We start from the raw sequence: 22,963 nt of genomic DNA on the forward strand, positions 1-22,963 counted from the left end.
TTAGCAAATAAGAGAGTCGAAAATAAAACAGACTGAACACAAGGATTTTACAATCTGAACGATGTGATTCTTCGATTTTAGTCGGTTAGTAGTGAATGAAAATATATATCTTACAGACATTAATGATGTATTGGAACTTTACCATGTATGCAAATATATAGACAATGGGTGTGTGCTAACTAAATGGACTGATGAGTTTAAGCAAAAAGTAAATTGTTTTAAACCTATAGTAGCTCGTTTTTTTAATTCGCTATCAAAAGAAAACTTGCCAGAAGTGTTCAATTCAATAGAATTCAGTTATAAAGAGTCATTTTGGGAAGTTATAGATAAATTTGATATAAATAATTTATTGGATGAAAATACGCTACATGCTATCGTCATGAAAGAACCTTCTCGTTTGCGAGAAATTCTTCATAGGGAAAAACTCGTACGAAAACATGGAAATGTCATTGAGAAGCTCTTAATGGAAAATGATTCCTCCGCTGAACTTCTTTTGCAACAATATGTAGAAGAACACCATATCTCAGATTGCAAACAGTTGTATTTCCCTAAAACTCTTACACTTATAAATAGGGAGGAAATAATTAACCGCTACTTGGATAAAGCTGATGCAAATTTGAATTACGTTCGGCTTATAGCATTGGCAAAAGATTCAGAACAACTTGCTTTTTCTGATAAAACTAAACTAAAAGCAAAACGTAAAGAATCTGAATTAAATCAGCAGATATTAGAGAGTGGAACTCCATTTAGGACAACATACACTGTAACAATAAGCATGGATAAAAATGCTGAGGTTAAATGTATAAAATATGATGAGAACGGAAATCCCACTTTACACTACAACGGCAATATAATACAACAAATTTCAAATTTCGCATTAATACATTACTGTCAAGCAGCTTTCGGGTTTACCTCAAATATGGGATTCATTCAATTGATAAGTAAAAGAAATGAAGCTGAAACTCTTGAGCGTATTATCGGTTTAAAGGCTAAAAATACCTACCCCGTATATCATTCGTTTCAATCTAAAGAGTATATTTCTCAACTACAAATAGCAGCGATGATATACACCTTAGAGATTGATGGGCGTAGATTAGAAGTAGCTATTAAAGATTTCTATGAAAACTATCTAAAAAAGGAATATGGATACCCTGCTCCGTCAATAACTATACCATCAAAAGATACTACATGGATAGAAAAATGCAGAACACTTTTTGCTGAAATGGAAGCCATATCAAAGCAATACAATCTTTTTGTCCAAGAAAAGGAGATTGATTTGGAACTGTTGATGTTAGGAAAGCCTATAGGTGTAACAGAAGTCAAAAGTTTATTGCAAAAGAAATATTACGCTGTAGATGAAGATAATAAGGAATTGAACAATATTTTTCATTTTCTATTTGGAGATCAGAGTATGCTCACATATATAGATCCATATAAAGAAAAACACTATCGCTGTTTCTATCGTTTACTCCGAGAACAATCTACTATTGCATTTTCCAACTATAAGCCTTATCAACAACATGGTCTTCAATACCTAATAGACAGAAAGCTATTAAGAGTAGATAACAAAGGGCTTATTAGAGTTGTAGACTGGGATACAATTCACATTCTCAAACATTTGAACGAATATCGTGCATGCCCATATTGGTATTGTACTGAAAAGATGTATTCATCTTTAGACAAAATGGTTGAGGATGGTTGGATTATTGAGAGCGATTATTTGCTAACCCCAGAAGAACGCAACTATTTCAGCTTCTATCTAAACAACGAAAAATATACTAATGGATATGCCTATCGCAATAAATATGCACATGGAAGTAATCCTCCTCCAGAAAAAACAGGCTCGCATCAAGCAGCTTATAATCGACTGCTGATTTTGTTTATCATACTTTTACTGAAAATAGAAGAAGATTTGGCAATCTCAAAAATTATAGGAAGCGGTTCAAAATTTGTACCGCAACAAGTACAACACCCTGACTAATAAGTGTATTCACCTTCTGTATCGGGAAATAATTCTTTGATAAAACTTAGCCAAACCGCCTTTATTTGAGATACTTATTACTATCTTGCAAACTGTAAACCGATTATTTACAGACGAATGATAGTAACACAAATAAACAGTAGCTATGAATAAAGGAGAAATCATTATTTATCAAACGCCGGAGGGCAATGTGAGTCTGAATGTAAGACTGGAAAATGAAACGGTTTGGCTCTCGCAAAAACAAATAGCAGAACTATTTGGAACAAAGCGGCCAGCCATAACAAAACATCTTAGTAACATATATAAAACAGGAGAACTAGAGGAATTTAGCACATGTTCCATTTTGGAACATATGGGTAACGATGAGAAGCAACAATATCAAACTAAATTCTATAATTTGGATGCTATTATCTCGGTTGGTTATCGAGTAAATTCTCAAAATGCCACTCATTTTCGTATCTGGGCAAACAGAATCCTAAAAGACTACTTGATAAAAGGATACGCTGTAAATGAAAAAATGAAACTGCAGCAGTATGGCGATCTGAAACAGACCGTTAAGCTTTTGTCGAATGTGTTGCAATCCAAAGAACTATCTGCCGACGAAGCGACCGGATTATTACAGGTAATCAGTGACTATACCTATGCATTGGATACGTTGGATAGATATGACTATCAGACATTAACCGTAGAGCAAACCACTCCCAAAGAGTCTTTCCGGGCGACTTATGAAACTGCGATGAAGGCTATTAACTATCTTAGAGATAAGTTTGGTGGAAGTGACCTGTTTGGAAACGAAAAAGACCAGTCATTTAAAAGTTCTATTAATACAATATACCAAACTTTTGACGGGAAAGATCTCTATCCCAGCGTTGAGGAAAAGGGTGCGATGTTACTCTATCTGGTAACAAAGAACCATTCATTCAGCGATGGCAACAAACGAATAGCCGCTTTTCTCTTCCTATGGTTCCTGGAGAAAAATGGGATACTCTATAAAACAGATGGAACAAAACTAATCGAAAACAACACATTAGTAGCCCTTACACTAATGATTGCCGAAAGCCGGACTGAAGAGAAAGATGTGATGGTGAAAGTGGTTGTTAATCTGACCAATAAGAATAATTGATGCAGAGCTATTTGATAAGTCATGTCCGTAGGACTACTTGTTGGCTGAGCATGGTCGGCCAACTGGTTGACAGTGCTCGACCAATTGGTCGACTATGGTGAGCCAAATGGTCGACCATGCTCAGCCAACAAATTCTCCCGGCAGAAAAAAATCTCGGTCGTGATATAATGATGCGAATAAGGCAGTAGAAACAGAAAAAAGGCTATAAAACGGGATTTTCACTCTCTCATAATTTCGCCAAAGCGTTACAATTGTCAATATTTCAATCGATTAACGCTTTTCTGATTTGGAGAGTTTGGGAAAGCACATTTGTATAGTACCTTCCCTACGCACACCTGCTACACCTCTATCCCGTATTCTTTTGCCAGCTCTTTTGCTTTTGCTATTCCTTCTTCGTAAAAAGAGATGGATTTGGAGGTGTGTTTGCCGCTGATGAATTCTTGTTCGATTAGTTTGTCGATGTCATCAAAGTCATATCCTTTCCAGCTTCTTCTGTAAGGGACATGCGCTTGTTCTTCCCATGAGTTTAAATAGAGCAGTATCAATGTGAGGTCGCGTTTTACTTCATCAATTGTTTTCATATTTGTGCGAATTATTAGGTGTGGATAATGATAATAATGGTATTATTCGGATAAACAATAAAGCCTCTTTCAGAACTTCATCTTAAAGCGCATGACTACTTCACCGGTTTCCGGATCTATCTCTATTTTTTGGTTTTCTACTCCCATATCTTTGCCGGTCGACATTTTAAATAGACCGGATAGAAATTGCATACCGTTGTTCATCACCTGTTCCAACTCTTCTGTGGTGCGGTTGATTGTTTCGGTTGCCACCTCCTTGTTTTCCTTTATCGGTTCTTCGTTAAACGCATCATCCTCAAACAGTGACAGTTGGTCTGCTTCCGCAGTGTCGATGGTTTCTGTCATCGGCAATGTTTCTTCTTCCTGTATTTCTTTTTGCGCGCCCTGTTTCTGCTGGTCGATAAATGCTTCTATTTGTTGGATAAACTGTGAACGTCCTTTGGTCGAAAAGTCCACATAATTGGTGTTATTATTGGATAACACACCGTCAAAAAGATTCTGTTTCACCAGTAAGCCCGCGGCAATCTGTTGTTCAATGGAGTCGCGTGTGATGAAATTATAGATGGTCAGTTTATTGCTTTTCTGTCCCAAGCGGTCGATTCGCCCGATGCGTTGGTTTTTCTTTGCCGGATTCCATGGCAGCTCAAAGTTGATTAGTATATCTGCCATCTGAAGGTTCAATCCTGCCCCTCCGGCTTCGGTGGAAAGGAAGATTTTACAATCAGGTGTCGATTCAAACTTTTTAATGAGGTTGCCGCGCAGCTTCACAGGGACTTTACCATTCAGTTCAACAAAACCAACATTTCGTTTGCGCAGAAGTTGTCCGATCAGGCTGTGCACCTTAATCCATTCTGAAAAGATAATAATCTTGCGGTTGGTGTTTTGAATATCCAGCTTCTCAAACAGGATATCTTCCAATTCTGCCAGTTTGGGCGATTCATTGGTCTCTTCATCTATCAGAAAAGTAGAGTCGCACACCATGCGGGCGCAATTCAGATATAGCGTTAATCGTTGCAGATCGTAGGGTGTCAGGAACTTCTTACGGATAATCGATGCCACCCCTTTCATATAGCTTGTATGATATTCCGCTTGTAAAGGACTAAGCGCGCATGGTATATCTATTTGTTGCACATCCGGAAGCTGATTTAATACCGTACTTTTCTCCCGACGTATCAATATGTCCGAAAGCTGTTCGTTCAACTGCTTTAGGTTGTAATAACCATTGATTTTATTCGGCTTTTCCAAATCAAATTCACAGTGTTGATAGGAAAACTCCCAGAGCGGACCAAAGAAGTAGGGGTCAATAGCATTTACTACTGAATAAATATCAATCAACCGGTTTTCAATCGGTGTCCCCGTTATCACCAGTTTATGAGAAGCCTGGATTCGTTTGACTGCCGAAGCTGTTTTCGTTTCGTAATTCTTTATCTTTTGGGCTTCATCCAATATAAGGAAATCAAAGCCTGCCTGGTTTATCACCTGACTGTCCCGCAAAACAGTTTCGTAATTGATAATAAAGAAATAGGCATCCTCCTTCAGATAAATCTCTGCCCGTTCATGAGGAAAACCGGAGACGATACAAGCCTTCTCTTCTGTGAACCTTTCAATCTCTTTTTTCCATTGCGACTTAAGCGTAGCCGGACAAACCACCAATGTCTTTTTGAAATCAAAGATGCTCTTTTTCAATACGGCGGTAGCGATTGCCTGAATAGTTTTCCCTAACCCCATCTCATCGGCAATAATTGCTCCCTTGCGGAAAACGGCAAACTCAATACCTTCTCGTTGATAAGGAAATAGCTCAGCCTTGATTGGAGAGAAATCCAGTGTTGTGGTTTGTCTGATCTCTTCCAGCATCAATTTCTCGAAACGGTGTTCCACCTTTTTAATCACCTCCGGGCGGATGCGTATCGTATCCAATCCGGCTGCCTCTTCTATAAACGGCAGGAATGCCTCTACTTTATCCTCTTCGATATAAGTAGCTTTTTTGAAATACTTAGAGATTAGCAATGTCGCATCCAATGACATTTCACCTTTGTGGAACCAACTTATTTTATTGTTATTCAACGGATCGCAATATACCTCCACAAATGGAGAGCTCTTCCTCAAACGTTTGAGCAGGAGAGGCTCCTCTTTCAATTTTCTGAAAGCATACATGATATGCTTGGTTGTGCCCAATTTATTATACCGGGCATCTGCACTGTCGCTATAACCGGTTTCGTTTTCAAAGTCACGCAGGAAGATCTTGTATTTTATCCCCTTTTCATTGGTCAGGATATGATCGCCAAAAATATTGTCTGCCCATTTGATGTGGTAATCTGCTTTGCTGGCTTTCTGTCGCCGTTCTTCCAGTACCCGTTTTTGCATGCCTTCCCGAGTATATCTTTTATGTTCTCCTTTTTCTTTTGGCTGCAAATTATTCAGGTATTCTTCATATTGCAACAGGCAGGCATAGGCATAGCGGTTCCATCCTACGCGTTTCCCTTCACCTTCCGGAATCATCGTCGATTCCCCGGAAGGCGTTTTGTCGAAGAGTAAGGTGTATTCCTGGTAATTACCTTCTTCTGCCTCATCGGAAGCAACGATAAAATCAACCTGCGCTGCCGATTGGGATAAAATAGTACAACCCAAATTGTTATAAATAATTTCTCCACGTGCAATCTCTTCGTGGCTCATCAGTTTTCTGACCTCTTCAATGAATGGGGAAATAGACATATAAGTATTGTGTATTAGGTTTTCAGGATAATAAACACAAAGTTAAGAAATAGAGCGGGATATTCAAGTTAGAGGAATTTTTTGTAGACAAAAGAAACCGAATGTCTCTTTTTTCCTGTATTTTTCATTATATTCGTGCGTGCCTTTTATGGTGAAACATGATACAAAACCTATTAAAAGACTCTTATATTATGAAACCAACACGCAATAAAATATTTTGTTATGGGAGTCGAAGGCATAAGATGCTTTTTGAAACCCAATTAAAGGCGAATAATTTCATTCGCTTTAATGGAGAAGATATTTTGGAGGAAAATGGAAAGGCTCCTGTTCGGAGCTATTTTTGCGAGATGTGTGGAGGTTATCATGTTACCAGCAATCCGTCGACGGAAGTCGGCGAGAGGCTTAATCAACGCGATCATCAACTTATTGAAACCCTTTCTGCGAATAGGAAAGGGATGAACGGCGTTAAGGATTTAAATAGCTCGTTATCTTATGATAAAGAAATGGAGCAGGTTAAGGTATTAAGTAATTCTTTGTATCAGCGGTTAGAGAAAATCAGAATGATGCTTTTCTTTGGTCAACTTGAATCGGCAGAAGATCTACTGGATATTTGCCACCTTGATATAGAAGAAATTATTTCTTACAAACTTTTTGGGAATGGCAAGCTGGTGACATTGAGAGGTAAGATTAATAAGCTGTTTAAGCTATTGGAATTAGTGAAAAGTGTATTTAATCTTTCAGAAGAAGAACAGGCGGACTATCTCTCTATGAATGATTTAGGGGAAGAGGCGGATGTGCTAAAAACAATTCTTTCGAACGTTCTTGCTCTCAGAAAAATAGAGGCTTTATTAAGTGAAAATGAATTTTCCCTTGCAGACAATATTGTCGAGGGAGTTCCTGAGAAGGTAGGCGAATGCAGGAAGCTCATGGCTACAGTTCAAGGAGATGGTAAGAAAAAAGCGATTGCTAAATACCATGTTTGGCTTAATGAACAAGAACGGCAGTTAAAACAGTTACAACCTGATCAAAAAACACCAAAAACTCAACCTGTCAATCAGGGAAAAACTATCGAAGTTAAAAAAACTCCGAAAAAGTTCTTTGACAAGCAAGAGTATAAATCAACTATCCTTTCGCTGATTGAACGATTGGAAAATATGCAGAAATCATTTGATGAAGGTGATTATGACGCGTGTGAAACTATGCTTGAAATATCCTATTTCATGCTTGATGAGCTTCAGGTGAATGATAGTAATACAGCAATTATCAAGAATCAGCTTGATCGATGGGCAGAGCGGATCTTAGGTGGATAAGTTTTTCTTCATCGTTGTTTGGGTAATATGGTTTTAATGCCAAAAGCTCAATTCGCATCTACTTGTGTGAAGTGCTACACCTCTATCCCATATTCTTTTGCCAGCTCTTTTGCTTTTGCAATTCCTTCTTCATAAAAAGAGATGGACTTGGAGGTGGGTTTGCCGTTGATGAATTCTTGTTCGATTAGTTTGTCGATGTCATCAAAGTCATATCCTTTCCAGCTTCTTCTGTAAGGGACATGCGCTTGTTCTTCCCATGAGTTTAAATAGAGCAGTATCAATGTGAGATCGCGTTTTACTTCATCAATTGCTTTCATATTTGTATGGATTATTAGGTGGATAATGGTATCATTTTTCCATGTTGTTATAAATAATTTCTCCACGCGCAATCTCTTCGTGGCTCATCAGTTTTCTGACCTCTTCAATGAATAGGGAAATAGACATATAAGTATTGTGTATTAGGTTTTACAGGATAATAAACACAAAGTTAAGAAATAGAGCGGGATATTCAAAGTGCAACTCGTTCATCCAATACGCTGCCAAACATATCTATTTCTCGCTTAGATATTCCAAGCCGTGTAGCCAATTCCCGCCATCCTTTCACAGCATCAATCACTTCTGAAATAATCCGTTCGGAAGTTTTTTTGTCGAGCATATAATTCTCGTAGACCTCCTGTAAAAGTCCAAGATCTGCTTTGTTTGAAGTCGATGAGATAAGTAGACTCTGATAATTGTTCAGCGTTGGATTTATATCGTAGGCAGGAGATAATGTCCAGCCTTTTGCGGTCAAAAGAAAACCATGATTACGAAAATGATCATCACTATTGCCTATGCAAATGTTGAAAGCTACACGACGGTAGAGAGCCTGTAGATTGTTTTCCACATGCGTACAGTTCTGAATAATGAAGTCAACTATATCTAAATAGCCGTGCCCTGTCGTAGCATTATTTCCGTCATTAAGTCCCAATAGGGTCATTGCAGAGGCAAAGTGGATCCGTTTTCCTTCTTGTGTCCTATCAAAACGTTGTGAAAGCAATGTATGATATTTTTCTCCGGTAGATAACACTTTGGTTCTCGCAGCATTTACTCCGGCTTTTAAGGCAAGAAGGTGGCTGAAATGCTCCCAAATTCCAACATCGTAATCATCTTTGTGTGAAGGAAACTTAGCCATGTAAAGTGTTTTATCGATGTCAATTACACTGGCTTTTGGTCTTGCACCGCCCAATGAAGAGCCGGGTAGCACGAGCTGAATAATCCACTTTCTGTCAGGAAGGATATTCTCTTCTTCACTTTTCTCAATCTCCTTGCTGGCTGCAATTAACTCTCTAATATCTGTCAGAGGTGGAATTTGTAACGATTCACTTACATTAATATACTTCCCGTCTTGCTCTTCTTTGAAACGAAAACCACCCATTCGGGAAAAGTCGTCGATACCTGCCAGGAAATCGAAAGACGACATTCGTCGTACCAGTCTATTTTCCTCTGTTGCCGCAATTTGCTCGCGACGTAACAACAGCGTACGTCCCCAACGATCCGGTAATGCATCCGAAAAGCATCCGAATATATCTTTCTCCGGTTGCGTATATTGTTGCCCCGGATAATTGTTCAGATCATCGCTCAAAAACAAATCTCCATGTTTTTTCAACCATTCATCGCTGAATGTAAAGTTATAACTATCCGAGCCACGAAGTGTTTCATAACCTAATTCGCCAACGAGTTCAGCCTCTTTAAGCCAGTCAAAGTCTGCATATACATATAATTTTTTCATTACTTATCCCTTTTTTGAAGCACGTTCCCTTGTCTTTAAATTCAAATCCTGTAATGCTTTTCCCAATTTGTCTTCTTTGGCAAGCCATAGTATGTCATCATCGAGTTGTAAAGCGTACAAGACACGCAAGTAGATGCCTATGGCCACTGTCGGTGCGCCTTTCTCTATGCGAGATACAGTCAATGGAGAACAAGTAGCTCGTTCCGCCACCTGAGCCACACTAAGATTCCTGCGCAGACGTGCCAATTTGATCTGCTCTCCTACCACCTGCATTTTCTGCTCTAATTTGCGGGGCAATTTAGTGCCCATTGTGTTTTTAGCCATAATCAACATATCATATAATATACAAATATAGGCGTTTTTGTTTATTTTATGGAGTGTTATGGATAAAAAACGATTTATGTGTACAGTAATGTCTGCCAAAAGAATGATTCGCCCAACACTCCATAGATCTTTTGAAGTACCCAATAAATCTGAAGAATTTCTTTATATTGCGGGGATGTTAAGTAAATCAATAGCAAATGTGTAAGAAGAGTGGTGCTTTTGTGCTGTTTGTATTTCTGTTTGTGTTGTGTCTTTCGGCCCAGGGGCAAACGGTGTCGGAAAAGATCGATCGGAAGGATCTGAAGCAATATGTGTCTAAGCTGGCGTCACCGGCTTTGGAGGGGCGACGTACCGGGTCGGAAGGGAAAAAGGCGGCGGCTCAATATATTGCTGAACAGTTTGAGCGGTTAGGGTTAGAAACACGGTTGGAGGAGTTTTCGCTGATAGAGAGTTATCGGGGCGAGGCCTATCTGCAAACAGCTTCGGGGAAACGGCTTCGGGATTACGAAGAGATTATGTTTCAAGGGTCGAACTATTATCATGAAGAGGTGGAAAAAGAGGTTGTTTTCGGAGGACATGGCAGACCGGAAGAGCTGGAAGCCATTGATCTGAAAGGACGTATTGTCTTGATCTTTTCCGTTGATCATAAAACCGGGATAGAGGCACAGTCTTTTCTGCGGAAAACAGAGGCGGAAGGGATCATCGTGGTGCCGGTCGATCGCCCGGAGCGTTTTGAATCGGAACGAAACAGGATGAAGGAGTATACGTTGCAGCATCGTTTTTTTATTCCGGATGATCCGGATGCTTTTGCTCAACCCATAGCGTTAGACACGATGCGATTCTTGAACAGCTACACGCTTCGGGTGAATGAAATAAAAGAGCTGATGGGAATGTCGCAGAAAAAGCTGGAGCAGTATATCAAAGCGAAAAAGATAACGGAGGTACCTATTGTTCCAGTGAAAATCAAGTTCGAAAGGGTGCGCAAGGAGATCATAACGGCCAATGTGATCGGTCTGCTTCCCGGGAAGAGCGAGAAAATGATTGTTGTATCCGCTCATTACGATCATCTGGGAAAGAATGGCGCGCATTATTATCCGGGAGCGGACGATAATGCCTCCGGCGTAGCCGGTATGTTGGAACTGGCCGAAGCCTTTGCCGGGAGGGATGATTTGCCCTATACGCTTTTGTTTCTGGCTTTTGCAGCGGAAGAGGAGGGGCTGGTTGGCTCTAAATGGCATGTCAATCATCCGGATTTCAAGGCGGAGAATGTGTTCTGCAACCTGAATCTGGATATGATCTCCCGGGTCGATACGGAGCATGAGGCAAAGGAGAATTATATCTATTGCCTGGGATCGGATCGTTTCCCGCCATTGCATGATGTGTTGTTGCAAGCCGATAGTCTTTACGACAACTGCTTTATCGATTATTCATTGAATAATACCGAAGGCATCTCTTCATTGTATAGTATGACCGACAGTTATAATTTTGTGCGCAAAGGTGTTCCAGCATTGTTCTTTACCTCGGGGTTGCATCCGGATTATCATAAAACGACCGATACGGCAGATAAGATAAACTATCGCCTATTAGAAAGTCGCGTGCGTCAGATCGGGTTGGTGCTTGAATTGCTTCAACAAAAACGGGATAATTAAAATAGAAACAAGAAATATGAAACAAATTTACGTAGTGGGTATGCTTTGGGTGGTTGCCCTGTTGATAGGTTGCACGTCGAACAAGAATAAAACGGCAGGCGATGAGTCGATAGAAAACGTTGTAGAGTTGACAGAGTCTGTAGCGGAAAAGAACGAATGGCTCCCGTTGGAAGAGGGGGTGGTTATAGTCGATGAGAAAGATTTTGGGGTGGTTGTTGAATTGACCGGCTCGCAAAGGGTATTGGATACGGAGCCCTTCAAGCTCTCCGAACCGGAGATGCTGATCAAAGACGACTACTTCCTGATGCAGAATCTGAATATGGGCGGGGAGAATCCGGGCATGTATATGCTTTTCCGTTTGCCCGATTTTCAATATATCACAAGCTTTGGTAAACGAGGAAACGGACCAGATGAGTTTTTGTTTCCACACATATTCCCGACAGGAAAAAAAGATGCCTTGTCATACGTGTATGAGTCGTCGCGGAAAGAACTCTACAAAGCGAACTTTGATGGGGAGTTGACATCCGTGGGTGTGGAGTTTGAGAAGGTGCCGAAAGCGGTTCGTAGTGATATCTATGGGTTTGCAGCCGACGATAATACCTATTATTACACCGAGATTGTGCCGCGCGGAAGAGCCTTCTTTCGGGCTAAGATGGAGGGCGACTCGTTGCAGACAGAGCAGTTGTATAATATCTCCTTCAGTGAAAAACATAAGAGCTGGTCGGCTTATATTGGCGATTTCCTGGTGCATCCCGAAGGCAAGCGGCTGGTGTATGCCTATAAGTATTTCAAACGCATTCTTTTCTATGATACGGAAAGTGGTGTGGCTAAAACGGTTGATTTCAATAAGGAGGGAGTGGTTGCGGCTAATGATATCGTAACCTTGGGCCCTGATAATGTGACCTTCTACTGGGGCGCCTCTTGTTCAGCGGATTATATTTATCTAACCTATAGCGGACGGACGCCTATTCAGGTGACCAAAGAGAATAACGAGGGGGATGGATATATCTTTGTAGAGCAGTTTGACTGGCATGGAAACCCGATCCGCAAATACAAACTGGATCATTGGGGACCGACTGTAGTCGACGAAAAGAATCAAAGGATCTATCAATTGTCTTATTTGTATGATGATCCGCTGTTCGTTTATGAAATGAATGATTAGTGTTTAGTGTTTAGTGATTAGTGGTTAGTTTAGCAACTAATTATTTATCAATCTCACTAACCACTAATCACTAATCACTAACCACTAATTTAGTTATTCTCCGGACGCAATTTGCGAACAACCGCGCCTGCCTGCCACATTTCGCTTTCGCGCAGTTCTTTCAGCTCTTTTTCTAATCCTTCGCGGTAGTCAGGTTTGCTGTTAGTATCGATGGAGCGTTGTGCTTCATTGCCGTTGGCTACTTCAGCGTACAGCTTTTCGAAAACCGGTTTGGAAGCATCGTGGAACGGTCCCATCCAGTCCAATGCGCCACGTTGAGCGGTCGTAGAGCAGTTGGCATACATCCAGTCCATACCATTTTCTGCAAAGAGAGGCATCAATGACTGAGTCAATTCTTCTACTGTTTCGTTGAATGCTTCGGATGGCGTATGTCCGTTGGCGCGTAATACCTCGTATTGTGCCAATAGAATACCCTGGATAGCGCCCATCAGGGTGCCGCGTTCGCCGGTCAGGTCTGAATATACCTCTTTCTGGAAGGTAGTTTCAAACAGATAACCCGAACCTACACCGATACCCAATGCTACCACGCGATCCCATGCCTTGCCGGTTGCGTCCTGGAAGATAGCGTAGCTGGAGTTCAAACCACGTCCTTCGAGGAACATACGACGAAGCGAAGTGCCTGAGCCTTTCGGAGCTACCAGGATCACATCCACATCTGCCGGCGGGATAATATTTGTACGTTCTTTGTAGGTGATACCGAATCCATGAGAGAAATACAGTGCTTTCCCCGGTGTCAGGTATTGTTTGATGCGTGGCCATACTTCGATCTGTGCCGCGTCAGACAACAGGTATTGTATGATAGTTGCGCGTTCGCATGCCTCTTCTATTTCAAACAGGGTTTCACCCGGTACCCAACCGTCGGCTACTGCTTTGTCCCATGTTTTACCACCTTTACGCTGACCAACGATCACATTGAATCCGTTGTCACGCAGGTTCAAGCTCTGACCTGGGCCTTGCACACCATAACCAATGATGGCGATGGTTTCCTCTTTTAATACTTCTCTTGCCTTTTCCAACGGAAACTCTTCGCGGGTTACTACGTTCTCCTGAACCCCGCCAAAATTCATAATTGCCATTTCGCTTTTAATTTAGACCTCTCCCCCTGCCCCCTCCCCACAAGGGAGGGGGTAAGAGAGAAAGATGTGTTTATTATTTATTTATCTGTCTTATTTGCCTATTTATCCTCTTTCTCTTACCCCCTCCCTTGTGGGGAGGGGGCAGGGGGAGAGGTGTATTACTCCCATATCGCTGCCGCCCGGCAAATGGCTTTCCCTTCATGACAGATCGCCATGTCGTATTTGCCGTTTTCCGGTTCTCCTTTGTGCAGGGTGAGTGGCATACCGTACTTGCCTTCCGCTTGGTAAGCAATCTCGAAGCGGCGTATCTCTTTCTCACGGAAAAGTGCCAGATCGAACAGATCCAACAGGTGTTCCATGTATTTGATGCTGTTGAGGTGACCGTTGATGTCGATATCGCTGTATTTAATCTCGTAAGGAATGCCTTCCGTTTTTCCCTCTACGGGAGCAATCTTGCCCGGTTTTTCAATAGGGCAGGGGCGATCTGTAATATAAACGCCCAGCGCCTCTATATCCAACAGGGTCGGGCGGCGTGTCTCCACATCGATCGCTGCCCAGATAGAACGGGCATAGCCGATCGAATCCCCGGCTTCGTTTTGCAGCTCGAAGCAGCGACTGGTAAACAGTTTGCCTACTTCGTCAATCCAGGTGTACACCGTAATCTTTTCGGATTGCTGCGGGTATGTCAATATCTCGATCGCCAGGCGCGACAATACCCAGGCGGTATTTTTCTCGTTCATATCGTTGAATCCGAACCCGCGGGTAGAGGCGTGGTTGGATGCCGCGTGGATCAGGTAGTTCCCGATCATCGGAATCGTTACCCTCCCTCTGAAATCCAACAGATATTCCTCTGTTACAAAATGAAATTCACCTACTTTGTTCATCTACTTTTTTCTCCATCGTGGCCAGCATATCGCTTAACCGTTCTACTTTGCTTTTTGTGATGGCGATACGACCGGAGCGGATAAACTGCAATACACCGATCTTTTCGCTCAGTTCCTTGAAGAGTGCCTGCGTCTCCGCGTAATGGCCGCTTTTCTCCAGTACGACAATATCTTCGTCTATTTCCAGTACCCGGGCATTGTATTTGCGGATAAGAGTCTCCACGCCGGGCATCTTGATAAACAAATCGGTACTCAGTTTGTAAAGAGCGATCTCCTGATGCACCAGGTCTTCATCCGTATTGTAATAGGCTTTCAGGATATCCACCCGTTTGTCGATCTGCTTTACCACTTTGTCCATCATGTCTTCGGTTGCAAAAGTAGTAATTGTAAACTTATGAACCCCCTCAATAGCCGAGGGAGATACAGATAAAGTCTCAATATTCAGTTGACGACGAGTAAATATGATGGTGATCTGGTTCAATAATCCCACTGTATTTTCTGAGAAAATAATAACCGTATATAATTTCTTTTCCATCTTGCTGTGCGTTAATTGTCTGTTCCTGTCTGTTATTCTCCCAAAAGGATCTGAGTGATACTGGCACCGGCGGGTACCATCGGGTAGACCATGCCGTGCGACTCTACGTTGGCTACCAATAGGTAGGAGCCATCATGATTGAGCATCTCCGCAATCGCCCCATCCAGTTCTTCCCGTTTCTCCACCAGCCGGCTGCCTATTCCGTAGGCTTTTGCGATGGCAACGAAGTCTGGATTCGCCATCACTGTGCCCGAATACCGCTCTTTGAAGAAGAGTTCCTGCCACTGGCGTACCATGCCGAGGAAGTTATTGTTGAGTACCACCATCTTGATATTCAGGTTTTCCTGCATGATGGTGCCCAGTTCCTGGATGGTCATTTGCAGTCCGCCGTCGCCCATAAAGAGGCAAACCGTGCGGTCGGGTGCCCCCATCTTCGCACCGATGGCTGCCGGAAGCCCGAAGCCCATCGTGCCTAAGCCGCCTGAAGTGACTACACTCCGTGTTTCGTTGTATTTGAAGTAGCGTACGCCCATCATTTGGTTCTGCCCGACATCAGTCACGAGTACCGCATTGTTGCCGGTAGCTTCCGATATGCGACGGATTACTTCGCCCATTTTCAGGTAGCCTTCCGTCGGATGAATCTCTTTTTGAATGACCTTCTGATCCTCTTCTTCTTCCGCCTCGCGGAACGAAGCGATCCATTCCGTGTGAGTGGTCGTGTCGAGCAGTTCGGTTATGGCAGCAAGCGTCTCTTTAGCATCGCCACAAACCGGCACATCAACGGCTACATTTTTCCCGATCTCGCTGTTATCGATATCGAAATGGATCACCTTGGCCTGCTTGGCGTAGGTCTGCAGATTGCCTGTCACCCGGTCGTCGAAGCGCATACCGATAGCGATCAGTACATCACATTCCATTGTTTTCAGGTTAGGCCCCACATTGCCATGCATACCTAACATCCCTTTATTCAACGGATGATCGCTTGGCAAAGCGGAAAGCCCCAATACGGTTAAGCCGGCAGGAATATTCGCTTTCTCCAGCATGGCTTTCAATTCCTCTTCCGCATGCCCCAGAATCACGCCTTGCCCTACCAGGGCGAATGGCTTCTTGGCATTGTTTATCAAGTCGGCAGCCGCCTGTATCTGTGTGAAATCGATATCCGGATAGGGTTGGTAACTGCGTATGTTATTCACTTTTTCGTAGGTATAGTCTACCAGGCCTACCTGCGCATCTTTCGCCAGGTCGATCACAACCGGTCCCGGCCGCCCGGTGGAAGCAATATAGAATGCCCGCGAGATAGCCCAGGCAATCTCTTCCGGCTTGCGCACCTGGTAAGCCCATTTGGTGATAGGCTGCGTGATGCCGATCACGTCGATCTCCTGAAAAGCATCGGTTCCCAATAGAGAAGAGGGCACCTGTCCGGTGATAACGACAATCGGCGTGCTATCCATCATCGCGTCGGCAATGCCGGTGATGGTGTTGGTGGCACCGGGTCCGGATGTAACAAGCGTCACCCCAACCTTGCCCGATACGCGGGCATAGCCCTGTGCCGCATGGGTGGCTCCCTGTTCATGCCGCACCAATACAAGCTTTAACTGCTCTTCATAATCATACAGACTATCAAAAATCGGAATAGCCTGCCCACCCGGATAACCGAATATCGTATCTACCCCTTCTGCTATCAGGGTCTTCAGTAAAGCCTCCGACCCGCTTATCTTTTGTAAATTCATATCCTTCTTGTCATTTTCCATTTTCCATTTTCAACTTTCAACTTTCAACTTTCAATTAGCCGTACCGCTCCCTTATCTGCCGAAGAAACCATCGAGGCATAGGCTTTCAATGACTTACTTATTTCGCGTTGTCGGGTAGGAGGGGTGAAGGCTTTTGCCCCGCGTGCCTCTTCCGCGGCACGTCGTTTGGCTAGTTCCTCCGTATTTACACGTACGTTGATCGTGCGTTCCGGTATGTTTATCTCAATGATATCATGATCTTTCACCAGTCCGATGGCTCCGCCGGCTGCAGCTTCGGGCGAGATATGCCCGATGGAGAGTCCGGAGGTGCCTCCGCTGAAGCGTCCGTCGGTGATCAGAGCACATTCTTTCCCCAGGTGGCGGCTCTTGATATAGGAGGTGGGATAAAGCATCTCCTGCATGCCCGGTCCTCCCTTAGGCCCTTCGTAGGTGATCACCACCACATCGCCGGAGACCACATCGCCCCGCAGGATCCCTTCACAGGCTGCCTCTTGTGAGTCGAACACCTTTGCCGGGCCGGAGAAGCGGAAGATGCTTTCGTCTACACCCGCCGTTTTCACGACGCAGCCCGCTTCAGCAATGTTGCCATACAATACCGCCAGTCCTCCGTCTCTGACGTAGGCATGCGCCATGTCGCGGATGCAACCGGCTGTTCGGTCGGTATCTAATTCTTTATAATACATCTCCTGTGATCCCATCACCAGGTTGAAACGGTGTGCCGGGGCACTTTTATATATATTAATAGCCTCTTCGGTTTGGTTGGGCGAGAGGGGGTCGTATTGATCGATTGCTTCCGACAGGGTGAGTCCGTCTACCCGTTTCACCGATCCGTCGATTAGTCCGCCTTTATCGAGTTCTGCCAATATGCCGAGGATACCGCCCGCGCGGTTCACATCCTGCACATGATACGCGCAGCTTGGTGCCACTTTGCAGAGTACCGGTGTCTGGCGTGAGAGCCGGTCGATGTCTTGCATGGTGAAATCAACTTCCGCCTCATGCGCAATGGCCAACAGGTGAAGCACCGTATTAGTGGATCCGCCCATGGCAATGTCGAGCGACATGGCGTTGAGAAATGCCTGGCGGGTGGCAATATTGCGGGGCAACACCGATTCGTCGCCATCGCGGTAGTATTTGTAAGCATTTTCCACAATCAGCCGGGCGGCTTTGTCGAAGAGCGATGTCCGGTTGGCGTGTGTTGCCACGATTGTTCCATTGCCCGGAAGCGCCAGTCCAATCGCCTCATTCAGGCAATTCATGGAGTTGGCGGTAAACATGCCGGAACAGCTTCCGCAGGTAGGACAGGCCGAGCGTTCCACCTTCTCCACCTGTTCGTCGCTGATCGAATCGTCGGCCGCTTCAATCATCGCATCGATCAGATCCAGGTAGCGTCCATCCAGTTCGCCTGCCTCCATCGGCCCTCCAGACACAAAAACCGTTGGGATATTCAATCGCATAGAGGCCATCAGCATACCCGGCGTGATCTTGTCGCAGTTGCTGATACATACCATTGCGTCCGCTTTATGGGCATTGACCATATATTCCACGCTGTCCGCGATAATATCCCGGGAAGGCAACGAATAGAGCATACCATCATGCCCCATGGCAATGCCATCGTCGATAGCGATCGTATTGAATTCCGCCGCAAAGCAGCCCTGCGCTTCGATGGCCGCCTTCACCCGTTGTCCGATCTCGTGCAGATGCACATGCCCTGGTACAAATTGCGTGAATGAGTTGACGATGGCGATAATCGGTTTGCCAAACTGTTCTTCTTTCATTCCGTTGGCCCGCCATAGGGCGCGTGCGCCGGCCATTCGGCGGCCTTCTGTGCTTTGTGAACTGCGCAATTTTATTTTCATCCTGCCGTTGTTTGTTTTCGTTTCATTAAAATAAAAAAGACCCTTCTCTACGGAGAAAGGCCTACAACTATCATTTATGACTTACATAACTATATGCATACCTTTCTCACTTACCTGCTAATGACTAGAAGGACGACCACGAGAATAATATGCAATACGTTTGTTGTCATGTATGTCTATCGTTTTCTTTTGACGATGCAAATGTAGAACAATAATCAATACTCGCAAAGAAATTGTCAGTTTTTTCTTTCTTTTTCTTTCAATTATCAAGAAAACGGATGTGAATGGTTGCTTTTTAGTAGTATATGAAAGAAATAAGCGTGAAAGTGTTTTACTTGAACTGCTCGTTGTAAAGAGAATAGTATTTCCCTTTTTGCTCCATCAGTTGTTCATGGTTGCCCCGTTCGATGATCTCTCCGTTTTCGAGCACCATGATCAGATGTGCGTTGCGGACAGTCGACAGGCGGTGTGCGATGATCAGGCTGGTGCGCCCTTCCATCAATTGATCCAGCCCCTTTTGTATCAGTAGTTCGCTGCGGGTATCGATATTGCTGGTAGCTTCGTCGAGCAGAAGGATCGAGGGATCGGCCACAGCTGCCCGGGCAATGTTGAGCAACTGACGTTGCCCCTGGCTCAGGTTGGCTCCGTCGTTCTCGAGCATGGTGTCATAGCCGCGCGGCAGGCGGCGGATAAAGGAGTGGGCAGCAGTTAATTTAGCTGCTTGTACTACCTCTTCGTCGCTTGCTTCCAGGCGTCCGAAACGGATATTCTCCCGCACGGTGCCGGTAAACAGATGGGTGTCTTGTAATACAATCGCCATCGATTTGCGCAGCTCTTCCCGTTTGATTTGCCTGATCGGGTGACCATCGATGGTGATCTCTCCGGAAAAGATATCGTAGAAACGGGGTAGGAGGTTCATAATGGTGGTCTTGCCCGCGCCGGTTGCTCCGACCAGCGCGATCTTACAGCCGGGCGCAGCATGCAGGGAGATCCCTTTGAGTACGGTCTGTTCGGGTTCATAGCCGAAAACAACATCTTGCATGCGGACATCGCCTTTCACCTCCGTCAGGGCGACAGCCTCCGGCGCGTCTGCCGGTTCGGGCGCCTCGTCGATCACCTGGAAGATACGTTCAGCTCCGGCCAAGGCTGCTTGTATGCTGTTGTAGAGGCTGGCCAGCTGGTTGATAGGCCGTCCGAACTGACGGGAATATTGCAGGAAAGCCGCCAGGCCGCCGATGTCGAATCCCCGGAAGAGCGCCAACAGCCCACCGGCAATGGTGATAATAACGAAATTGAGGGTGCTGAGGTTTTGCATCACCGGCATCATCAACCCCGAATAGAACTGTGCCTTTTGCGACTTGGCGTTGAGATCCTGGTTGAGCTTTTCGAAGTCGGCCTCCACCCGTTTCTCATGGCTGAAGAGCTTAATAACCTTTTGTCCGCTGATCATCTCTTCCGTATATCCGTTGATATCCCCCAGGGCATCCTGTTGTGCCTTGAAGTATTTGCGGCTTTTCTTCACGATGTAGCGGGCGAAGAGAATCATAAATGGAATGGTGATGAACGCAACCAGCGTCAGCAGTGGGCTGATGTAGAGCATCATCGTCACGATCCCTGTCAACATCAATACACTGGTCATGATATCCGCCAGGCTATCGGTCAGGGCATCGCTGATACGATCGATATCGTTGGTGTAGCGGCTCATCAGGTCGCCATGCTGGTGGGTGTCGAAATAGTTGAGTGGCAAGCGCTCCATCTTGTGGAACAGATCGGCGCGGATGCGGGTGACGGTTTGTTGTCCGATCGCGTTGAGCAACCGATATTGCACCCACATGGCCACCACTCCCGCGAGGTAGATGCCTCCCAGGAAAATGAGCGCCCGGATGAGTCCGGGTATATCAGCAGGAATAATATACTTATTAATGATAGGTCTCAGCATATAGGAACCCATCAGGCTGCAGACGGCTTCGACAACAATCAATAGGGCAATCCCGACGAGCCTCTTCCGGTCGGCACGCAGATAGGTGACCATCCGGCGAAGCGTTTTCTTGCTCTCCTTCGGCTTTTCCTCGGTCATATGTCTCTTCTTATCTGCCATTTGCCTAATTTGTCAATTGTTGTGAGTGATAGATCTCCCGGTAGATGGTCGATTGCTCCATAAGCTCCTCCGGTCGGCCGATGGCATCGATTTCGCCATCTTCCAATACGATCACCCGGTCGGCCGACTGCATGGTATGAATACGTTGTGTGATCACAAACAATGTCGTTTCCCGCAGGTAGGTAACCAGGTTGGTGCGTATTTTTAGTTCTGTTTCGCTGTCGACAGCGCTGGTGCTATCGTCCAGGATCAATACCTTCGGTTTGCGCAAAAGGGCACGGGCTATGCAGAGGCGTTGCTTTTGTCCGCCCGACACATTGACGCCGCCTCTTCCCAGTTGGGTGTTGTATCCTTCCGGGAAAGAACGGATAAAATCGTGTGCTTCGGCAGCACGCGCCGCCTCTTCCACCTCTCTTTCGGTCGCTTCGGGGTTGCCCCAACGGAGATTTTCCATGATCGTTCCCGAGAAAAGCTCGTTCTTCTGTAATACCACACCTATCTTCCGGTGCAGTTCGTCGAGGGAGTAGTCTTTCACATCCCGGTCGTCAATCCGGATACTGCCTTCCGTGGCGTCATACAGACGGGGGATCAGTTGTAACAGTGAGCTTTTCCCCGAGCCGGTCATGCCGACCACGGCAATGGTCTCTCCCGGCTCTATCTCGAAGTTGATGTCGCGAAGCACATCCGTTTCTCCGCCGCTATACCGGAAACTGACATGATCGAAAGCCACCTTGCCTTCCGTGATCCGGTGACGGTTTGTTGTTCCTTCGGGTGTGTCGGCAAGCGAAGGCTTTTTGTCGAGTACCTCCACAATGCGATCCGACGAGGCCGATGCACGTGCGTAGGTCATAATCACCATCGAGAGCATCATCAGCGACATCAACACCTGCATCAGGTAGTTGACAAAAGAGATGAGTTCGCCCACCTGCAGTTGGCTATTCATCACCTTAATGCCTCCAAACCAAAGGATGGCTAATACCGATAGGTTGAGTATCAGTTGCATGGCAGGAAATAGCGACACGATGATATTCGAAGCACGGATCACAATATCCCGCAACTCTTCGCTACTGCGGGTGAACTTTTTGGTTTCAAATTCTTCCCGGACAAACGATTTGACCACCCGTATATTGATCAGATTCTCCCGGACAACACCGTTCAACGCATCGATTTTCTGTTGTACGATCAGGAAGAAAGGAAAGCCTTTCTTTAATATAAAGAATACACTGACGGCCAATAGCGGGATAGAGGCGGTCAGGATAAGTGCCAACTCTTTGTTGATATGGATAATGAAAAAGATCGCCATCACCAGCATCATCGGCGCGCGAAGCATGATGCGCATCGACATCATAATGACTTGCTGGATGCGGGTCACATCGTTGGTCAGGCGCGTAATCAGCGAGGCCGAGCTGAAATAGTCGATATCGGGGAAAGCCAGTTGCTGGATTTTATGGAATAGTTTGCTGCGCAGATCGGTTCCGAATCCGATGGAGGTGCGGGAAGAGACATAGATATTGATGATACTGGCGCATAAGCCGATCAGGGAAACGATCACCATCAGCGTACCGGTCCGGGTGATTACCGAAAGATCGTTTTGCATCACGCCCCGGTCGACGATCTGAGACATGAAATAGGGCTGGATCGTTTCGCTCACAACCCCTGTCAAAACAAGAAAGGGGCTAAGCAATAGTCCGACCTTGTATTTCTTCAGAATGTCCCAGTATTTCCTCATTCTTCTCTTTTTACTTCCCGCTAATCGAGCCGGTTATCTCTTGTTCGATATCATTTTACTTGTGTTACGATGACTATCTTATTCCTTACAAAGATAGGCTTTTTTTATAAAAAGTTGTGCGCTCTTCCATACAGGACAGATGTGCTTACATGCGGTGGGCTCTTCTTTTATTTACAACTGAATGATTTTTATTGGTCGATAAACGTTTGAATGATGCCTATATATAAAATAGGTATTGTATATTTGCGGCTCAAAATAGTTGCTTTTTTATCACTACTAACCGACTAAAATCGAAGAATCACATCGTTCAGATTGTAAAATCCTTGTGTTCAGTCTGTTTTATTTTCGACTCTCTTATTTGCTA

At 44.8% G+C, this 22,963-nt stretch carries 17 protein-coding genes; 5 read left to right on the top strand and 12 right to left on the bottom strand.

The genetic code is table 11. The features are described 5' to 3' along the window. The first annotated feature begins 91 nt into the window (after positions 1 to 91). On the top strand, positions 92 to 1,981 hold the full coding sequence (locus M2134_RS15160; protein ID WP_280752469.1) for a hypothetical protein: 1,890 nt from the start codon (positions 92 to 94) through the stop codon (positions 1,979 to 1,981). A 145-nt stretch (positions 1,982 to 2,126) separates the two neighbouring features. Next, positions 2,127 to 3,104, top strand: a complete 978-nt coding sequence (rhuM, locus tag M2134_RS15165) for a RhuM family protein (protein ID WP_280752468.1) — start codon at positions 2,127 to 2,129, stop codon at positions 3,102 to 3,104. Between the two features lie 338 nt (positions 3,105 to 3,442). On the opposite strand, the gene M2134_RS15170 is transcribed toward rhuM, so the two are convergent. After that, entirely contained in the window at positions 3,443 to 3,685 is a 243-nt protein-coding gene (locus M2134_RS15170) for a DUF6429 family protein (protein ID WP_280752467.1), read from the bottom strand. A 69-nt stretch (positions 3,686 to 3,754) separates the two neighbouring features. Next, complete coding sequence (locus M2134_RS15175; RefSeq protein ID WP_280752466.1) at positions 3,755 to 6,397, bottom strand: DEAD/DEAH box helicase; 2,643 nt, start codon at positions 6,395 to 6,397, stop codon at positions 3,755 to 3,757. 191 nt (positions 6,398 to 6,588) lie between these two features. On the opposite strand from M2134_RS15175, the gene M2134_RS15180 reads away from it, so the two are divergent. Continuing rightward, on the top strand, positions 6,589 to 7,707 hold the full coding sequence (locus M2134_RS15180; protein WP_280752465.1) for a hypothetical protein: 1,119 nt from the start codon (positions 6,589 to 6,591) through the stop codon (positions 7,705 to 7,707). Positions 7,708 to 7,781: 74 nt separating this feature from the next. On the opposite strand, the gene M2134_RS15185 is transcribed toward M2134_RS15180, so the two are convergent. From M2134_RS15185 to M2134_RS15195, 3 genes are all read right to left on the bottom strand, one after another. Beyond that, the gene (locus M2134_RS15185) at positions 7,782 to 8,024 is read right to left on the bottom strand and encodes a DUF6429 family protein (RefSeq protein ID WP_280752464.1); all 243 of its coding nucleotides are present in this window, start codon (positions 8,022 to 8,024) and stop codon (positions 7,782 to 7,784) included. 191 nt (positions 8,025 to 8,215) lie between these two features. Beyond that, positions 8,216 to 9,475 (bottom strand): type II toxin-antitoxin system HipA family toxin, encoded by a 1,260-nt coding sequence (locus M2134_RS15190; RefSeq protein ID WP_280752463.1) that lies wholly within the window; start codon positions 9,473 to 9,475, stop codon positions 8,216 to 8,218. A 3-nt stretch (positions 9,476 to 9,478) separates the two neighbouring features. Next, complete coding sequence (locus M2134_RS15195; RefSeq protein WP_280752462.1) at positions 9,479 to 9,799, bottom strand: helix-turn-helix transcriptional regulator; 321 nt, start codon at positions 9,797 to 9,799, stop codon at positions 9,479 to 9,481. A gap of 197 nt (positions 9,800 to 9,996) precedes the next feature. Between M2134_RS15195 and M2134_RS15200 the strand changes: the two genes are divergently transcribed. Both M2134_RS15200 and M2134_RS15205 read left to right on the top strand, forming a co-directional pair. Then, positions 9,997 to 11,448 (top strand): M20/M25/M40 family metallo-hydrolase, encoded by a 1,452-nt coding sequence (locus M2134_RS15200; protein WP_280752461.1) that lies wholly within the window; start codon positions 9,997 to 9,999, stop codon positions 11,446 to 11,448. Positions 11,449 to 11,464: 16 nt separating this feature from the next. Further along, positions 11,465 to 12,610, top strand: a complete 1,146-nt coding sequence (locus M2134_RS15205; RefSeq protein ID WP_280752460.1) for a BF3164 family lipoprotein — start codon at positions 11,465 to 11,467, stop codon at positions 12,608 to 12,610. Positions 12,611 to 12,699: 89 nt separating this feature from the next. On the opposite strand, the gene ilvC is transcribed toward M2134_RS15205, so the two are convergent. The 7 genes from ilvC to M2134_RS15240 all read right to left on the bottom strand — a co-directional run bounded on the left by ilvC (position 12,700) and on the right by M2134_RS15240 (position 22,599). Then, complete coding sequence (gene ilvC, locus M2134_RS15210; RefSeq protein ID WP_280752459.1) at positions 12,700 to 13,746, bottom strand: ketol-acid reductoisomerase; 1,047 nt, start codon at positions 13,744 to 13,746, stop codon at positions 12,700 to 12,702. 158 nt (positions 13,747 to 13,904) lie between these two features. Further along, a complete protein-coding gene (locus M2134_RS15215; RefSeq protein ID WP_280752458.1) occupies positions 13,905 to 14,630 on the bottom strand; it encodes an acyl-ACP thioesterase domain-containing protein in 726 nt (241 codons plus the stop codon). Further along, a complete protein-coding gene (gene ilvN, locus M2134_RS15220; protein WP_280752457.1) occupies positions 14,614 to 15,165 on the bottom strand; it encodes an acetolactate synthase small subunit in 552 nt (183 codons plus the stop codon). Before ilvN ends, M2134_RS15215 begins: the two co-directional genes overlap by 17 nt. A 32-nt stretch (positions 15,166 to 15,197) precedes the next feature. Beyond that, positions 15,198 to 16,895 carry a biosynthetic-type acetolactate synthase large subunit gene (ilvB, locus tag M2134_RS15225; protein ID WP_280752456.1) on the bottom strand — a complete coding sequence of 566 codons (1,698 nt, stop codon included), beginning with the start codon at positions 16,893 to 16,895 and terminating at the stop codon, positions 15,198 to 15,200. Between the two features lie 44 nt (positions 16,896 to 16,939). After that, a complete protein-coding gene (gene ilvD, locus M2134_RS15230; protein ID WP_280752455.1) occupies positions 16,940 to 18,772 on the bottom strand; it encodes a dihydroxy-acid dehydratase in 1,833 nt (610 codons plus the stop codon). A gap of 331 nt (positions 18,773 to 19,103) precedes the next feature. Continuing rightward, positions 19,104 to 20,870: an ABC transporter ATP-binding protein gene (locus M2134_RS15235; protein ID WP_280752454.1), complete on the bottom strand. Its 1,767-nt coding sequence runs from the start codon at positions 20,868 to 20,870 to the stop codon at positions 19,104 to 19,106. Positions 20,871 to 20,874: 4 nt separating this feature from the next. Further along, positions 20,875 to 22,599, bottom strand: a complete 1,725-nt coding sequence (locus M2134_RS15240) for an ABC transporter ATP-binding protein (RefSeq protein WP_280752453.1) — start codon at positions 22,597 to 22,599, stop codon at positions 20,875 to 20,877. Between the last annotated feature and the right edge of the window lie 364 nt (positions 22,600 to 22,963).

It is taken from the genome of Parabacteroides sp. PM6-13, assembly GCF_029892605.1.
Classification (GTDB): Bacteria; Bacteroidota; Bacteroidia; order Bacteroidales; family Tannerellaceae; genus QVMG01.

Bases quoted from the DNA above. Each gene is read 5' to 3' on its own strand.
- M2134_RS15180 (WP_280752465.1), top strand. From the start codon at position 6,589: ATGAAACCAACACGCAATAAAATATTTTGTTATGGGAGTCGAAGGCAT.
- M2134_RS15240 (WP_280752453.1), bottom strand. From the start codon at position 22,599: ATGAGGAAATACTGGGACATTCTGAAGAAATACAAGGTCGGACTATTG.
- M2134_RS15170 (WP_280752467.1), bottom strand. From the start codon at position 3,685: ATGAAAACAATTGATGAAGTAAAACGCGACCTCACATTGATACTGCTC.
- M2134_RS15190 (WP_280752463.1), bottom strand. From the start codon at position 9,475: ATGAAAAAATTATATGTATATGCAGACTTTGACTGGCTTAAAGAGGCT.
- ilvD (WP_280752455.1), bottom strand. From the start codon at position 18,772: ATGAAAATAAAATTGCGCAGTTCACAAAGCACAGAAGGCCGCCGAATG.
- ilvB (WP_280752456.1), bottom strand. From the start codon at position 16,895: ATGAATTTACAAAAGATAAGCGGGTCGGAGGCTTTACTGAAGACCCTG.
- M2134_RS15185 (WP_280752464.1), bottom strand. From the start codon at position 8,024: ATGAAAGCAATTGATGAAGTAAAACGCGATCTCACATTGATACTGCTC.
- M2134_RS15235 (WP_280752454.1), bottom strand. From the start codon at position 20,870: ATGGCAGATAAGAAGAGACATATGACCGAGGAAAAGCCGAAGGAGAGC.
- rhuM (WP_280752468.1), top strand. From the start codon at position 2,127: ATGAATAAAGGAGAAATCATTATTTATCAAACGCCGGAGGGCAATGTG.
- M2134_RS15205 (WP_280752460.1), top strand. From the start codon at position 11,465: ATGAAACAAATTTACGTAGTGGGTATGCTTTGGGTGGTTGCCCTGTTG.
- M2134_RS15215 (WP_280752458.1), bottom strand. From the start codon at position 14,630: ATGAACAAAGTAGGTGAATTTCATTTTGTAACAGAGGAATATCTGTTG.
- M2134_RS15175 (WP_280752466.1), bottom strand. From the start codon at position 6,397: ATGTCTATTTCCCCATTCATTGAAGAGGTCAGAAAACTGATGAGCCAC.
- M2134_RS15200 (WP_280752461.1), top strand. From the start codon at position 9,997: ATGTGTAAGAAGAGTGGTGCTTTTGTGCTGTTTGTATTTCTGTTTGTG.
- ilvC (WP_280752459.1), bottom strand. From the start codon at position 13,746: ATGGCAATTATGAATTTTGGCGGGGTTCAGGAGAACGTAGTAACCCGC.
- M2134_RS15195 (WP_280752462.1), bottom strand. From the start codon at position 9,799: ATGGCTAAAAACACAATGGGCACTAAATTGCCCCGCAAATTAGAGCAG.
- ilvN (WP_280752457.1), bottom strand. From the start codon at position 15,165: ATGGAAAAGAAATTATATACGGTTATTATTTTCTCAGAAAATACAGTG.